Origin of the sequence: Bacillus sp. LM 4-2, from assembly GCF_000978495.1 — a bacterium.
In the GTDB taxonomy this organism is placed as follows: domain Bacteria; phylum Bacillota; class Bacilli; order Bacillales; family Bacillaceae; genus Bacillus; species Bacillus subtilis.
In genome coordinates this window covers 2,527,267-2,541,429 of sequence record NZ_CP011101.1, presented here as the reverse complement: position 1 = coordinate 2,541,429, position 14,163 = coordinate 2,527,267, and the positions used below count along the sequence as shown (strand labels likewise).

The 14,163-nt window shown below is 38.8% G+C and carries 18 protein-coding genes; 17 read left to right on the top strand and 1 reads right to left on the bottom strand.

The features are described 5' to 3' along the window. Window positions 1-55 precede the first annotated feature (55 nt). The 7 genes from bslm_RS12675 to bslm_RS12650 all read left to right on the top strand — a co-directional run bounded on the left by bslm_RS12675 (window position 56) and on the right by bslm_RS12650 (window position 4,400). On the top strand, window positions 56-1,015 hold the full coding sequence (locus bslm_RS12675) for a YqaJ viral recombinase family nuclease (RefSeq protein WP_004398673.1): 960 nt from the start codon (window positions 56-58) through the stop codon (window positions 1,013-1,015). A gap of 2 nt (window positions 1,016-1,017) precedes the next feature. Next, complete coding sequence (locus tag bslm_RS12670; RefSeq protein ID WP_003229907.1) at window positions 1,018-1,872, top strand: recombinase RecT; 855 nt, start codon at window positions 1,018-1,020, stop codon at window positions 1,870-1,872. 75 nt (window positions 1,873-1,947) lie between these two features. Further along, window positions 1,948-2,625, top strand: coding sequence for a DnaD domain-containing protein (locus tag bslm_RS12665; RefSeq protein ID WP_116362964.1), 678 nt, complete (start codon window positions 1,948-1,950; stop codon window positions 2,623-2,625). Beyond that, entirely contained in the window at window positions 2,507-3,448 is a 942-nt protein-coding gene (locus bslm_RS12660) for an ATP-binding protein (protein ID WP_075058863.1), read from the top strand. Before bslm_RS12665 ends, bslm_RS12660 begins: the two co-directional genes overlap by 119 nt. Further along, window positions 3,439-3,588 (top strand): hypothetical protein, encoded by a 150-nt coding sequence (locus bslm_RS20865; RefSeq protein ID WP_003229910.1) that lies wholly within the window; start codon window positions 3,439-3,441, stop codon window positions 3,586-3,588. The genes bslm_RS12660 and bslm_RS20865 overlap by 10 nt, the downstream gene beginning before the upstream one ends. Window positions 3,589-3,683: 95 nt before the next feature. After that, window positions 3,684-4,112, top strand: a complete 429-nt coding sequence (locus bslm_RS12655; RefSeq protein ID WP_009967809.1) for a RusA family crossover junction endodeoxyribonuclease — start codon at window positions 3,684-3,686, stop codon at window positions 4,110-4,112. A gap of 81 nt (window positions 4,113-4,193) precedes the next feature. Continuing rightward, window positions 4,194-4,400: an XtrA/YqaO family protein gene (locus bslm_RS12650; RefSeq protein WP_003229912.1), complete on the top strand. Its 207-nt coding sequence runs from the start codon at window positions 4,194-4,196 to the stop codon at window positions 4,398-4,400. Window positions 4,401-4,473: 73 nt separating this feature from the next. On the opposite strand, the gene bslm_RS12645 is transcribed toward bslm_RS12650, so the two are convergent. Further along, window positions 4,474-5,403 (bottom strand): hypothetical protein, encoded by a 930-nt coding sequence (locus tag bslm_RS12645; protein ID WP_003229913.1) that lies wholly within the window; start codon window positions 5,401-5,403, stop codon window positions 4,474-4,476. Window positions 5,404-5,600: 197 nt separating this feature from the next. Between bslm_RS12645 and bslm_RS12640 the strand changes: the two genes are divergently transcribed. The 10 genes from bslm_RS12640 (at window position 5,601) to bslm_RS12595 (ending at window position 14,160) form a co-directional block, all read left to right on the top strand. Next, window positions 5,601-6,056: a hypothetical protein gene (locus bslm_RS12640; RefSeq protein ID WP_004398775.1), complete on the top strand. Its 456-nt coding sequence runs from the start codon at window positions 5,601-5,603 to the stop codon at window positions 6,054-6,056. 143 nt (window positions 6,057-6,199) lie between these two features. After that, the gene (locus bslm_RS12635; RefSeq protein ID WP_004398685.1) at window positions 6,200-6,664 is read left to right on the top strand and encodes a hypothetical protein; all 465 of its coding nucleotides are present in this window, start codon (window positions 6,200-6,202) and stop codon (window positions 6,662-6,664) included. A gap of 67 nt (window positions 6,665-6,731) precedes the next feature. Continuing rightward, a complete protein-coding gene (gene terS / locus bslm_RS12630; protein ID WP_003229916.1) occupies window positions 6,732-7,451 on the top strand; it encodes a phage terminase small subunit in 720 nt (239 codons plus the stop codon). Then, window positions 7,444-8,739, top strand: a complete 1,296-nt coding sequence (locus tag bslm_RS12625; RefSeq protein WP_003229917.1) for a PBSX family phage terminase large subunit — start codon at window positions 7,444-7,446, stop codon at window positions 8,737-8,739. Before terS ends, bslm_RS12625 begins: the two co-directional genes overlap by 8 nt. Before the next feature lie 3 nt (window positions 8,740-8,742). Further along, entirely contained in the window at window positions 8,743-10,275 is a 1,533-nt protein-coding gene (locus tag bslm_RS12620; protein WP_004398894.1) for a phage portal protein, read from the top strand. Next, window positions 10,272-11,189 carry a phage head morphogenesis protein gene (locus tag bslm_RS12615; RefSeq protein ID WP_004398748.1) on the top strand — a complete coding sequence of 306 codons (918 nt, stop codon included), beginning with the start codon at window positions 10,272-10,274 and terminating at the stop codon, window positions 11,187-11,189. The genes bslm_RS12620 and bslm_RS12615 overlap by 4 nt, the downstream gene beginning before the upstream one ends. A gap of 40 nt (window positions 11,190-11,229) precedes the next feature. After that, complete coding sequence (locus tag bslm_RS12610; RefSeq protein ID WP_003229920.1) at window positions 11,230-11,883, top strand: hypothetical protein; 654 nt, start codon at window positions 11,230-11,232, stop codon at window positions 11,881-11,883. A gap of 32 nt (window positions 11,884-11,915) precedes the next feature. Next, complete coding sequence (locus bslm_RS12605) at window positions 11,916-12,884, top strand: XkdF-like putative serine protease domain-containing protein (RefSeq protein ID WP_003229921.1); 969 nt, start codon at window positions 11,916-11,918, stop codon at window positions 12,882-12,884. Between the two features lie 18 nt (window positions 12,885-12,902). Continuing rightward, on the top strand, window positions 12,903-13,838 hold the full coding sequence (locus bslm_RS12600; RefSeq protein WP_003229922.1) for a phage major capsid protein: 936 nt from the start codon (window positions 12,903-12,905) through the stop codon (window positions 13,836-13,838). A 10-nt stretch (window positions 13,839-13,848) separates the two neighbouring features. Then, window positions 13,849-14,160: a YqbF domain-containing protein gene (locus tag bslm_RS12595; RefSeq protein ID WP_003229923.1), complete on the top strand. Its 312-nt coding sequence runs from the start codon at window positions 13,849-13,851 to the stop codon at window positions 14,158-14,160. Window positions 14,161-14,163: the final 3 nt, after the last annotated feature.

Here is a 14,163-nt window from a genome sequence, read left to right as displayed (position 1 = left end):
CATGTGCAAATATTTTATCAGATAGCCTCAATAAAAACAATGGGGGTTAGGTGGAATGACAAGCAAACGGGCTGAGGTTCTTGCTAAGAATTCTGAAATGAGCCGTGATGAATGGCTTATTGAAAGAAGAAAAGGAATTGGCGGCTCAGATGCATCCATTATCTTGGGGCTGAACAAGTGGAAGACACCTTTTGAATTATGGTTAGACAAAACAGGACAGGTCCCTGTTAGTGAATCGCAAAGTGAAGCTGCTTACTTTGGATCATTGCTAGAAGATATTGTTGCAAAAGAATTTGAGATACGTAGTGGCAAGAAGGTTAGACGTAAAAAAGCAATACTCAGACATCCAGAATATAATTTCATTTTGGCTAATGTTGATCGAATGATCGTTGGTGAAAAAGCGATCCTTGAATGTAAAACAACATCAGCCTACAACTTAAAAGAATGGGAGGACGAAGAAATCCCCGAGAGCTATATCGTTCAGGTCCAGCATTATCTGGGTGTGCTTGGACCTGAATATCGGAAAGCTTATTTTGCTGTGCTGATTGGCGGGAACAAATTTGTCTGGAAAGAGATTGAGCGAGACGACGAGTTAATTGACATGATCTTTAAAGCAGAGATTGAGTTCTGGAATGACAAGGTCTTAGGTGGACAAGCTCCTGCTTTAGATGGTTCAAGTGCTGCGGAGGAATACCTCAAAAAACGATATGCCGAAACGGAAAATAACAAAGCTATTGATTTAACTGCGGCTAATCGAGAACGTATTCAACAATACTTGCTTATTAAAGAACAGATCTCAGAGCTTCAAAGCCAGGCAAAAGAATTAGAGAACCAAATCAAACATGAAATGAAGGATGCAGAGTATGGGTTTATCGGTAACTATCAAGCTTGCTGGAAGCCTGTTGTCTCAAATCGAATTGACACGAAAAAGCTCAAAGACCAGTTTCCGGATGTATACGAGAAAGTTAAAAAGGAAACTCATTTCAGACGTTTTGGAATCAAGGAGGTTAGCTGATTATGGCTACTAATCAATCAATTAAAAACAACATCCAAAAGAAACAAAAAAACGTACCTGTGCAACAACAAGGAGCAACAATGAAAGGGCTACTTTCCTCACCATCTGTTATTAAACGATTTGAGGAAGTGTTAGGGAAGAGGGCTACACAGTTTACTGCTTCTATCTTAAGCCTTTATAACAGCGAGCAGATGCTACAGAAAACAGATCCTATGAGCGTCATATCCTCAGCAATGGTGGCAGCTACACTCGATTTACCTATAGATAAAAACTTAGGGTATGCCTGGATTGTTCCTTACGGAGGTAAGGCTCAATTTCAGCTTGGATACAAAGGATATATCCAGCTAGCCTTACGAACAGGCCAATATAAATCCATCAATTGCATACCGATTCATGAAGGCGAATTGCAGAAGTGGAATCCGTTGACTGAGGAGATCGAGATTGATTTTGAAAAACGAGAATCAGACGCGGTAATTGGTTATGCAGCTTATTTTGAGTTGATAAATGGCTTCCGAAAAACAGTGTACTGGACAAAGGCACAAGTAGAGAAGCACAAAAAGAAATTCAGTAAGTCTGATTTTGGATGGAAAAATGACTGGGATGCGATGGCTCTTAAGACTGTATTAAAAGCAGTTTTGAGCAAGTGGGGGATTCTCTCTGTTGAAATGCAAAAAGCAGTTATTGAGGAAGATGAAACAAGGGAACGGATTGACATTACCAATGAGGCAGACAGTTCAGAAATTATCGATTCCGAGCCTTCAAACAAAGATGAAACGGAAAAACCAAGCGCCCAAGAAACCGATCCTTTTGACGGCAAGCCTGTAGATATAAAAGACGATGAACTTCCGTTTGATTGAGCCGGCATCTCTGACATAACTGCACTCTGTGAAAGGAAGTAGGTGATTGACTTGGACATAAAAGCAATGGGGTATGTGGTCATACCCCGACTACCATTCAAAGAGTTTAGGGATGAAAAAATTTATGATCACTTGTTCAAAAGAGCTGAATACAGGCCAAATCAAGAGCTAGAACTTGGGCAGACCATTATCAAAGTTGTGGAACTAGCAAAAGATTTTAACTGGTCAGCTGCACAGATCAAATACTCACTAGACCGAATGGAGAAACAGGGATATATCAAATTGCACCGTCTTCCACAAAAAAGAGGGTTCATCGTCACCATACTTCATTATGCAGACTACATACAACTAGGAAATTACATGAAGAACAAAGCTTTGGAACCAGCTCAGATTGAACATCAGGAGGTCGATGACAAAATGAAAAATGCCTTTGAGCTATATGAAAACAAAGTTGCTCGGTCAGTCGGCCCGATGGAGGCACAGCGGATCGGCTACATGGTCGACGATTATGGTGAGGAAAAAGTGATGGAGGCTATCAAGACAGCGTTTCAATTAAAGGGGAAAGCTGCAAGTTTGTCATATGTTCAAGCCATCTTATCAAATCCATTCACTCAAAAGAGAAAGGAGAAACAATATGGCTATAAACAAAGCAGTCAGTATAGACACCGCATTTCAAACGATCATGCAGGAACTTCGGGAAAGGTCAGCCCGCTTTTTGGGAACAAAACAGGCCGTATCAGAAGAAAAGGCTGAATTTGATTGTCCTTATTGTAAGGATCGTGGAATTGTCGTTTATCGAGTCCATAAGGACACTTCTTGGCATTTAGATGAACAGTTAGACCTTATGGTTCCGGACGATATGGTGTCGGAAGATGATTTTCTGTTAGGTAAGGTTTGTACGCCGGATAAAGCTAGCGAATGGAAAGATACTTATTCAAAACAGTGTGAATGTGTAAGACGAAAGAAAATTGCCAGACTCATGGCAGCTAGTGGCATTACAGAAGAGTTTGAAAAGCTTCTCTTTGGTAACTTCATAACGGACGGTAAGCCAGACATGATCAAGGACGCTTATGAGTGTGCAGTGGAATACTATAAAGATTTTCAAAAGATCAAAGGAGAAAGGCAAAACAGTATCGCATTACTTGGACAGCCAGGTAGCGGTAAAACTCATTTGCTCACGGCGATTATGAATAATCTGATCAAGAAAAAATCAGTACACTGCATGTATTTCCCTTATGTAGAGGGCATGGGTGATTTGAAAGCTAACTTTGATAACTTAGAAGCAAAACTCGATGCCATGAGAAAGGTCGAAGTTCTATTCATTGATGATTTATTTAAACCAATAAACGGTCAACCAAGGGCAACAGACTGGCAGGTTGAACAAATCCAGTCAGTCTTGAACTACCGGTATTTAAATCACAAACCTTTGCTGATTTCTTCGGAGTTAACAATCGATGAGATTTTGGATATAGACGAGGCTCTTGGTTCACGAATTCACCAGATGTGCCGTGATTACATAGTGATTATTAGAGGCGATCGAATGCAATTAAATCATAGGTTAGGTGATTGGGAATGAAAAAGAAAACGAATATAAAAGCAACTGGTGGACTTTATATATTTGGCCCTTCAAATCGAAATGAAGGTAAAGATCTTACACCAACAATCCGTTTACTTGAGGAAAAAATAAAGCAAATGGAGCGGATGCTGAGTGCTTAAAGCAGTCGTGTCTCTGCTGATAATTTTACTTTCTGCACCGAGAATAGAAAAAGAAATTAAGTTATGGGAACAGCTTGACGGGAGGTAAAGAACAGTTGGATTGCATTAAGTTCACTGTTTATGGTGAGCCAGTCGCACAAGGAAGGCCGCGTGGATCAATACGAAATGGGAAGGTGCATATGCGTGATCCAGCGAAATCAAAGTATTTCAAACAGTATGTGGCATTGGTTGCGTCTCAGCATCGACCAGAAACAATTATTACTGGTCCTGTCTCAATGGATGTCAAAGTGTACAGACCAATGCCTAAGTCAGTTTCAAACTCAAAAAAGAAGAAAGAGAAAGCTGAAAAGGGCCTTCTGCGGCCGACTACAAAGCCCGACGTTGATAATTATGTAAAGGGCGTGAAAGATGCTTTGAATCATCTGATATACAAAGATGATAGTCAGGTTGTGGATTTGAAAGTCAGTAAGTTTTATAGCGAAGAGCCAAGGGTGGAAGTCATGATAAGAGAGGTTTCTGCCTAAAAATAAAAAACACCGAAGCGCTTAGCCTCAGTGTTCTTGATATGAACTGGTACTTCTATCATAACATAGGGGGCGCTTTGAGTGTACAATCCAAGAGAAATAAACATCAAAAAAGACTTCACTATTCAGCAGAAAATTGACCCAGGAAAAGTTCAGATCATTGTTTTAGATGGGAATCAGGGAACTGCACATGTTTTAGATGCTCCGGAGCACGGCAAAACAGTGATTCAAACTGTAAAGGGCAGCTTTGCAAGGGTTGATCATGAGATAGGGTTTAAGGTGAAATGAGAAGAAGATATAATACTTTATAAAAAGGTAAACAAGAAGGAGGATATCTCCTCCTTCGGCTTGGATGTGCAGGTTATTCCTGTTCAGGTAAATTGTCAGCTAATGTTTCTAATAATTGTTGAGGCTCTTCTAAATTCTTTTGGGGTTCAGGAAAGGCTTCAACTGTTTCAGAAGGTGCATCTAAAGATGGGTGGAATTGGGTACCTTCATGGAGTAATTCTGCAAAGATTTTAACCGATTGTTTTATATGTCCTATTGATTCTGTTGAATAATTTGCTCCTTCAGTAACATTTTTTATTTCGGCATCTGTTATTGTGTCAATACCCTTTTCAATTCCATCTAGCAAAGCTTTGGAAGTTTCGACTTGTAGCTTTAATTGCTCATTTTGAAGAGCTAGCTTTTCGATGTTTGCCTTAGTAATGAGTAATTCTTGAGATCGCTTTGAAATGTTTATAGCTGCATCTATAAGTTGTCCAACAAATATTACTGCAGCTGAACTGTTTACTAAGATGTCAATCCACATTGAACCTGTGTCAAAACCCTGTAATTTATAATGTCCATTAATTTCCTCAAGGGTAATACCATTCTGAAATGCATTATTTAATTTTTTGATGAATTTTTCTAGTTCTTCTAATGAGTTGTATTGAGGGAGTTTTACGCTAATTACGTTCTCATTTTGATCAGAAACTGACTGATCAATTAAAATTCCAAAACCACGTAATTTTTCTTTTACAATTTTTATATGATTAGTAATTTGATTAGCGATGTGATTATCCACTTCAATCTTATCTTCAGGTACACGTGAATAATATATACTTCCTAGATCTTTAAATCTCTCAATATCATCATCTAAAAAACCAAGTTTAGACAACTCGTTAATTGCATCTAAAGACTTTTGTAAATTAAGAACAGTCTTTCTGTTGCTGTGCGGTACGTGCGAAACACTAACTCCAATTTGTTTATTATAATTGTCGAGTAAATTTTTTATTTCTCTAACTCTCATATAACAACCTCCACTACTTTATAATAAAATTTTACCATATTTAAGGAGGGAGTTGAATTTTTTTCCTTAGGTAATGTGAATTCATTAAAGCATAAAATATCCAGTTAGTCCAAGACGGAAAGCCTGCGGACACTGAACTTACAGTATTACGCTGTATGTTTGGTGTCCGTTTTTATTTTGAAAAGGAGGATACTTTCATGAATCGAAAAGAAATTGAAAATCTAATCAATAGCTATCACTGGATGGTGAAAGAGGTTCGTCGATTGCAAAGGGTACTCTATGGTTCAGTAATTCCCATGAAGAATTGGGGTGTTGCTCAATATGGATTAGAAGCTACTATGCCAAAAGGAAGTCCTGGGAAGAGTCAGGCTGAGCTAAGGCAAATGGATATGAGAGAGGAACGTCTTTTCAAACGTCTTAAGTATTATGAAGAGCGAGTATATGCAGTTGAATTAGGGGCTGAAAAGATCCATGGTGAGCAGCATAAAGTCATTTATGATTGCATGATGGAGGGTATGAGCTACCGCGCAATAAGTCTTCACCTTGGCATTTCAAGGGAAACTGTACGCAAAATGAAAGATGAGTTCATCAGCCAATTATGCCAAGATTGCCACTTTGAGCGTTTGTTGAATCTGAAAAAATCTGTAGTGTAAAATGGGAGGCAGGTCGGCGCGGCGAATTATTCCTGCGTCACCACTAAATTTAGGTTTTATACAACAGTTTCGTTCGACAAATTTTGCGAATAGTACCTGTATCGCTCTCTTTTGCCGATAATTAGTAAAAGGAGGGGATGAAATTGATTCAAATAGATTTTGGTACAGTCATTACTAGTGCTATAACAGCAGTTTTTTTTACAGGTGGAACTAATTATGTTTTACAAAAGAAGAATAGAAAAGGAAATGAAATTTTCACAAAAGGCTATATACTAATTGATGAGATTTATAATATTAACAATAAAAGAATTGAAACCGCTGCTGCCTTTGTACCGTTCTATAATCACCCAGAAGGATACTTAGAAAAATTACATACTGATTATTTTAAAGAGCTATCGGCATTTGAACTGATTGTTAAGAAATTTTCAATACTCTTTGATAAAGAACTGAATATCAAGTTACAGGAATATATAAATTATTTAAGAGAAGTTGAAGTGGCATTAAGAGGTTTTATGAACGATGATCCAATAATTGAGGTGAACTTCAATCAAGAATATATTGAGCGGTTGATTGATGAAATAACTAATTTAATAAAAAAACATATTTAAGCTTCTTTTGAGGAGCTTTTTTATTTTCAAAACAACTCAATCTAAAAGGAGGCGGCAGTGAATGTAGATGGTTGATAAGCACATACAGGCGTATAAGGATTACGCCAAAGGTATGAAATACAAGGACCTTGCCGAGAAATATGGGGTATCTGTGAACACCATTAAATCGTGGAAACAACGCCATGGTTGGCAAAGAAAAAAGGGTGCACCCTTAAAAAAAGGTGTGCACACAAAAAAAGTAGGTGCACCACTCGGTAACAAGAATGCGTTAGGTAATAATGGCGGCGCACCTAAGGGAAATCAAAACGCTGTGACTCATGGATTCTTCTCTAAGTTCCTGCCAGAAGAAACGCTATCCATCATGGAAGGGATTCAAGAACGTTCGCCTGTCGATATGATATGGGATCAGATACAGATCCAATATGCCGCAATAATAAGGGCGCAAAAGATCATGTTCGTTTCTGATAAGCAGGAAATGATTAAAGAACTGAAAAAGAAAAAGTCTGTGCTATCTGAGACAAACGAAGTCGAAGAGGAAGAATTCGAATTTCAATTTTCTTGGGATCGTCATGCAACGTTCTTGAACGCTCAATCTCGTGCAATGGCAGAGCTCAGGAATTTAATTAAACAGTTTGATGAATTAGCCCATTCGGAAGACGAACGACGCCTTAAATTGGAGCATATGCGCTTAAATATCAACAAGAAAAAAATAGAGATCGAAGAACTTACAGAAGAAGATAAACCTTTTGAGATCACCATTGTAAACAAAGGTGATGACAGTGATTAAACAGGTAAATCCACATTTTAAAGAATTTCTCTTTGACTGGAATCAAAAGTTTCAGTTTCTTGTGGGTGGTTATGGATCATCCAAAAGCTATCATGTGGCGCTCAAGATTGTTCTGAAATTGCTCAGAGAAAAGCGTACTGCACTTGTTATCAGAGAAGTGTACGACACACATAGGGACTCAACATTTTCACTTTTTGATGAACTTGTAAGTGATCTAAAATTAGATCATATCGTTAGATGTGTATCTTCTCCGATGCAGATTCGATTTTCAAATGGCAGCAGAATCATCTTTAAAGGGATGGATAAGCCAGCCAAACTGAAATCAATCAATAATATTTCCCTCATTTGGATTGAGGAATGCTCTGAAGTAAAATATGAGGGGTTCAAGGAGCTTCTTGGACGTCTTCGTCACCCGACATTGCCGCTTCACATGATACTTTCAACAAATCCAGTTGGAGAGGACAATTGGACTTTTAAGCATTTCTTCAAGGATGATAGGGAGAAGCGCTTTGTACTGGATGATAAGGAACTTTATGAAAAGCGGATAATCGTTAGCAACGACACCTATTATCATCACTCAACGGCAGATGATAATCTTTTCCTGCCAGAAAGCTATGTCCAGCAACTTGAAGAATTGAAGGAATACGATCCAGACCTTTACCGAATTGCGCGGAAAGGTCATTTTGGCGTGAATGGAATTCGGGTTCTGCCGCAGTTTGAAGAGCGACCGCATGAAGAGGTTATGACTGCAATCTCTAATATTAACCGCCCGCTTAAACGGGTTGGCATGGACTTTGGTTTTGTGGAATCGTATAACGCCGTCGTTAGGGTTGCTGTGGATCATGAAAAGAAATATCTCTATATCTACTGGGAGTATTACAAAAATGGATTAACGGATGATAAGACAGCCGAAGAACTTAAGGAATTTGCAGAGACTAAGGAATTAATCAAGGCGGATTCAGCAGAGCCAAAGACAATCCGTTATTTTCAGCAACACGGTTTCAATATGGTGGGTGCCCGTAAATATCAAGGATCACGCCTTCAGTATACAAAGAAAATCAAGCGGTTCAGGAAGATCATTTGCTCTGATCGTTGCGAGAACACGATTTATGAGCTTAAGCCGCTTGCTTATGCTACCGATAAGCTGGGGAACATCATAGAAGACGAGTTCACCATAGACCCGCATACACTGTCAGCTATCTGGTACGCTCTCGATGATTATGAGGTAACCGATTTGAAAGAAGAATCAAAAGGAAGACCGCAAAGATCAAGACCAGGAAGGAGGTAAAGCATGTCAAAAAAATCTGTTAAAGCACGAGTGATCAAAGCCTCTCCACCTACTGAATCAACGAAACAAATTTATGAAGATGAATTTGCTGACAGCTATGACAGCAATATTTTGCCTCCTCCGTATAACCTAAAGGAATTAAAAATGATTGCTGAGTATTCAACAATCTTACAGCAATGTGTTGATGCCTACAGGACAAATATTGTGGGCTTTGGATTTGATTTCGAGTATTCTTTTGATGTGAATTCGCCAGATGTGACAAATGAAGAAAAAACAGAAGCTGAAAGTGAATGGACAAAGCTTGAAGAGTTCGTTAAATATCTTCACTTTGATGAGTCAGCTGAGACTTTACTCGGATTTGTTATTGAAGATAGAGAAAAGACGGGCAATGGCTTTATTGAGGTCATTCGAAACGGTGAAAATAAGCCAGCCGGCATTGAATACATGGACGTTCAAAATGTACGAGTTTGCAAACTGTCTGAACCAATCGAAGTTGATTTTACGTACTTCGAACAAGGACAAATGAAATCAATCAAAAGAGAGAAACGATTCCGAAAGTATGTTCAGATGATTGACGGCCGTATGGTTTATTTTAAAGAATATGGTGATCCTCGCACTTTAAATTTAGAGACAGGTCAATATGATGAACAGACCCCATTGGAGAAACGAGCAAATGAAGTGGTCCATTTCAAAATAGGAAGCGGTATTTATGGGAAACCGCGATGGATTGGCCATATTGTTAATTTGTATGGTGCTCGTAAAGCTGAAGAGCTGAACTTTATGTACTTCAAACAAGGAAGACATATTCCCGCTGCCATCACAATAGAAAATGGAATGTTGTCTGAGGACTCATACACACAATTGCAGGATTACATGAATGGGCTTGAAGGAGTGGAGAACGCTCATAAGTTTCTATTACTTGAAGCAGAAGGGATAGCGAAGGGGAAAAACATTCATGGTGATGAAGAGATTGCACCAGTGAAAGTTGATATTAAGTCACTTGCTGAAATCCTTCAAGAAGATGCTTTGTTTCTTGAATATGACCAAAAGAACCGAGATAAAATTAGATCGGCTTTTCGTTTGCCCCCACTTTATACAGGTGAAGCTCAAGATTACAACAGAGCGACAGCTGACACAGCAAGAAAGATTACTGAGGAACAAGTATTTCAGCCTGAACGAAAATTAATCACAGGTAAACTGAATGCTTTATTTCTAAATGATCTTGAAATTCATAAAGTCCGACTCCAACTAAAAGGGCCAGACTTTAGAGATCCTTTAGAAATTGCTAAGGTTCTAACACCGTTTATAACAGCAGGTGCAGTTTCTCCGAATGATTTACGCGATTTGGCTGGACGGGTACTTGGTAAGACGCTTGAAGAATGGCCAGAAGAAGAATACAACAGGCCGCTTGGTAAAACTAACGAGTCGTCCGTTTCCGATCCTTTGGCTGCACTGTTTAAATCTAAGAACGGTACTCCTAATATGATCGGGTTATTAAAAGATATGCGGGATGTTCTGGAGGATTTGAAGAGATGAACAAAACGGATAAGCTATTGGAGAGTTTAAATGTCTTTATTCAAAAAGCCGAGGAAAATCAGTATAAGCAATTGGGGGAGATGGTACCTGACTTTCCTGGCAAATCTAATATCCCCAAATATGTGGAGGAATATGAAAAAGGCATTGCCAGATTGCTCAGACGCCAGCATAAGAAGTTTTTAGATGGTCTCAAAGGTTTTGTAAGCAAAGACTCAGAAGAGACGTTAAAAGCCCTTCTAGTGTTTTTTACTCAGAACCTATTCGCGGAGGATGACTTCGAGGAAGAATTTCAGGAACTGACTGAGGGATTCCTGCAACAGACTATTGAAGAAATGGCTGAAGTAATCATGGATTCAATAGATCCAGAGGTGCCTTTTAAAGTCTTATCCAATCGTACGATTAATTGGATTAAGGATTGGTCAAAGAAGCTGGCTGAGATCATGAAGTTAAACACACATGAAGTGGTGGAGGACGTGCTAACTAATGCTATCGAGAACGGTTCATCAATCCAGGACATTGAGTTGACTCTCAAAGACATGCCACAATTTGATAGGGAGCGGGCGCGTACCACAGCCATCACAGAAGTGCTTGCCGCTTCCTCTGCCGCGCAGCATGAATCATATGCACAATCGCCGGCAGTAAAGAAAAAGAAATGGCGGCACAGCGGAGGGAAGAAGAACAATCCTCGTGAAAATCACATTGATCTTGACGGTACAGTCATTGGAGTAGATGAAGAATTTCAGATACCGGGCAGTAGCGAAACCTGCATGTTTCCGAGGGATCCTAAACTATCAACAAGGGAGCGGGTTAACTGCCATTGTGTTCTATCGCCTGTGGTAGATAGTAAGATTTTAGGCTTATCACCCGAAGAAAAAGAAGAGATTCAAAGAGAAGTCTTAGCAAACATGGAATAAAATAGTATAATGTCCTCATTACATATTAGGTGGGGAAAATATGAATTGGATGGAGTTTATCTCTTCAATAGTCAAATCAATCATTTGGCCGGTAGCAATAATTATCTTGGTTTTTAAATTAAAACAACCGGTTTCAAATTTGATCAGTACCTTGGCGAAAATTAAATATAAGGATTGGGAATTTGAATTCACTATTGACCAAAAATTAGATAAGATTAGTTTCCAATTGAATAAAGAGAATCAATATGGAACTGATGATCAAAATCTAAAAGATTCATTAAATTTAGAAAGTAATTCTGAAATCACTGAGGAAACACATTCCCATTATAATGAGAAGACAAGCATTAAAGGGGATAATGACTTACTACTAAAAATGGAAATGATTCGTTTATATGGAGCAGTGAAAAATCTTTATGAAAAAGTATCAGAAAAAGATGATGCGGCAGATAAATCTCAAGGTATAGGCATGTTATACATGGTTGATTATTTGAAACGCCATAAAATTCTTAATGATTCATTTGCGGAAAGCTTACTTGATATAATGAATATAGTTCATGACTTAGAGAAAAGTCATATTTCACAAAGCTACATTATGAATAAATTTTTCTGGAATGTAGATAAGAGTGTAAAAAGGTTAATGGAGATAACAAGCAATTATGTTGCTGAGAATACAGCTGGTGAGACTTCTAATTAGAAGTCTTTTCTTATTTTAAGGAGGTGAATAACATGCCAAGAGAATTGGTGAACGCAAAAATCACACATGTTTCTTATGTGGATAAGGCTGCTAATCAAAAGCAGTTCTTTATTGTGAAATCAGAAAAACAACCTGATTTTCAAAAGGAAGTCAGAATCCTTGCGAAAGAGGCAGACGAGCAAAAACTTGTTTACGGTATCGTGTATGAACCTGATACAGTGGACGCCCACGGAGATTTCATGACAGCTGCAGAAATCGAAAAGGCCGCTCATGGATTCCTGAAAGATGCTCGTCAAATCGACAAGCAACATGACTTTCAGGGTGGTGTTGGTGAGGTGGTTGAGTCCTATGTCGCACCGGCAGACTTTGAAATGAATGGGGAAACCATTAAAAAGGGATCATGGGTCCTTGTCACAAAGGCTTCTGAGGAAGTATGGGAGCAAATCAAAAAAGGCGAAATTACCGGTTATTCAATGGCAGGAACTGCTGAGACGATTGAAAAACAAGAAAAGCCCGTTTCTCAAGAGAAAACAGATGAGAAAGGGCTATTTAATTTGCTCAAAAACTTTTTTGTTGGAAAACAACAGCAATCATATGAAGAGCCAGTTGCAAAGGCGGGCAGAAAATTTTCCGCTTCAAACCTGCAAGAAATTAAGAATGCTCATGCTGCCCTTGGTAATTTACTGAGTCAGGTAGAAACAAAAGAGGGGGAAGAAGAAATGACTTCGGAGGAAGTAACTAAATCCATTCAAGAAGCATTAGAGCCAATTAAGAAGCGGCTCGAGACATTAGAAAAAGAGGAAGAGCTTAATAAGAAAGATAAAGAAAAAGAAGAAGAGACTGAAAAAGAGGGCGAGAAGTTGAAAAAGGCAATTTCAGAAGCTGTTCAACCGCTCGCTGATCGTATTGAAGCAATCGAAAAAAGTCGCGGAACATCTAAGCAAACTGAAGAATCGGGTTCCGAACAAGTTCAAAAATCAATCTGGTCAGGGTTGTTTTAATGGATAAGGAGGATACGAATGAGAAATCAAGAGGTTATTAATAAAGCAGAAATGACGCTTTCTACTTTAGAGAGCGGCGGGATTATGAATCCTACTCAGGCTTCAACTTTTATTCGAATGGTACAAGATACGCCAACCATTTTAAGAGATGCGCGAGTTATTCAAATGGACCATGACACACAGAAAATCGAGAAGATCGGTTTTGGTCAGCGTATTTTAAGGGCAGCCCAAGAGGGAGTTGCGCTAACTAAAGATCAAAAGTCAGTTCCATCAACTAGCACAGTTAACTTAAGCACAAAAGAAGTAATTGCTGAAGTTAACATTACCTATGACACACTTGAAAACAACATCGAAAAAGATGGCCTTCAGAATACAATCATGCAAATGATAGCTGAGCGTGCTGCGGTTGATATTGAAGAGTTGCTTGTAAATGGGGATACATCTTCCTCCGACTCATATCTTGCACAATTAGATGGCATCAGAAAACAAGCTACATCTCATATTGTCGATGCTGCAGGTGAGGAACTGACACGTCAAACATTTAAACGAGGATACAAAGCTGTACCTCCTAAATATTTGCGAATTCCGCAGGAGTTCCGTTTCTATACATCGCCTGGTATTGAGGTCGAATGGAAAGATCGTGTAGCTGATCGTCAAACAAATTTAGGGGATGCAGCTGTTCAAGGTGGCCTTTCATCTGCTTTTGGTGTTCCAATCAAAGGTATTGCAAATTTACAGCCTTATACGATTGGAGAGGGAGATACTGCAGCCGATGTTTCTGATATCATCCTAACTCATCCGAAGAATATTATTCTCGGATTCTCTCGTAACATTCGGATTGAAGTAGATAAGGACATCCGTCGCCGTATGTTTATCATTGTTTTGACAGCGAAATTGGATAGTGTTTTTGAAGAAGAGGACGCCGTAGCCAAGATCGTGAAAGTGAAGGAGTAGGTGGTCTGGTGTGTTTACTGCAAAGCTTATTAAAGGCAAAACATACAATGTGATGGGAATAACCTTTCGAGCAGGTGTCAGTCAAACAGTACCGAAAAAGCTCTATGAGTATTTAAATGAAAATCCATATTTTATACTAACCCAAGAGCTTAATAATCAAAAGGATGATCCGATAAATTATACTGAATCGGAATTGAAAGGTATGAATAAAGCAGAGCATGAATCCATTATTTCTAATCTTGGTCGCAATCCGTCTGACTTCAAAAACGCAGATGAAAGAATTGCCTACATCCTTAAGCAAATAGATAACAAAGGGGAGTGACCT

What these genes read in the sequence shown, in the direction of transcription:
- bslm_RS12645 (WP_003229913.1), bottom strand. Translation starts at nt 5,403, where the DNA reads ATGAGAGTTAGAGAAATAAAAAATTTACTCGACAATTATAATAAACAA.
- bslm_RS12605 (WP_003229921.1), top strand. Translation starts at nt 11,916, where the DNA reads ATGCCAAGAGAATTGGTGAACGCAAAAATCACACATGTTTCTTATGTG.
- terS (WP_003229916.1), top strand. Translation starts at nt 6,732, where the DNA reads ATGGTTGATAAGCACATACAGGCGTATAAGGATTACGCCAAAGGTATG.
- bslm_RS12675 (WP_004398673.1), top strand. Translation starts at nt 56, where the DNA reads ATGACAAGCAAACGGGCTGAGGTTCTTGCTAAGAATTCTGAAATGAGC.
- bslm_RS12670 (WP_003229907.1), top strand. Translation starts at nt 1,018, where the DNA reads ATGGCTACTAATCAATCAATTAAAAACAACATCCAAAAGAAACAAAAA.
- bslm_RS12660 (WP_075058863.1), top strand. Translation starts at nt 2,507, where the DNA reads ATGGCTATAAACAAAGCAGTCAGTATAGACACCGCATTTCAAACGATC.
- bslm_RS12610 (WP_003229920.1), top strand. Translation starts at nt 11,230, where the DNA reads ATGAATTGGATGGAGTTTATCTCTTCAATAGTCAAATCAATCATTTGG.
- bslm_RS12615 (WP_004398748.1), top strand. Translation starts at nt 10,272, where the DNA reads ATGAACAAAACGGATAAGCTATTGGAGAGTTTAAATGTCTTTATTCAA.
- bslm_RS12600 (WP_003229922.1), top strand. Translation starts at nt 12,903, where the DNA reads ATGAGAAATCAAGAGGTTATTAATAAAGCAGAAATGACGCTTTCTACT.
- bslm_RS12620 (WP_004398894.1), top strand. Translation starts at nt 8,743, where the DNA reads ATGTCAAAAAAATCTGTTAAAGCACGAGTGATCAAAGCCTCTCCACCT.
- bslm_RS12640 (WP_004398775.1), top strand. Translation starts at nt 5,601, where the DNA reads ATGAATCGAAAAGAAATTGAAAATCTAATCAATAGCTATCACTGGATG.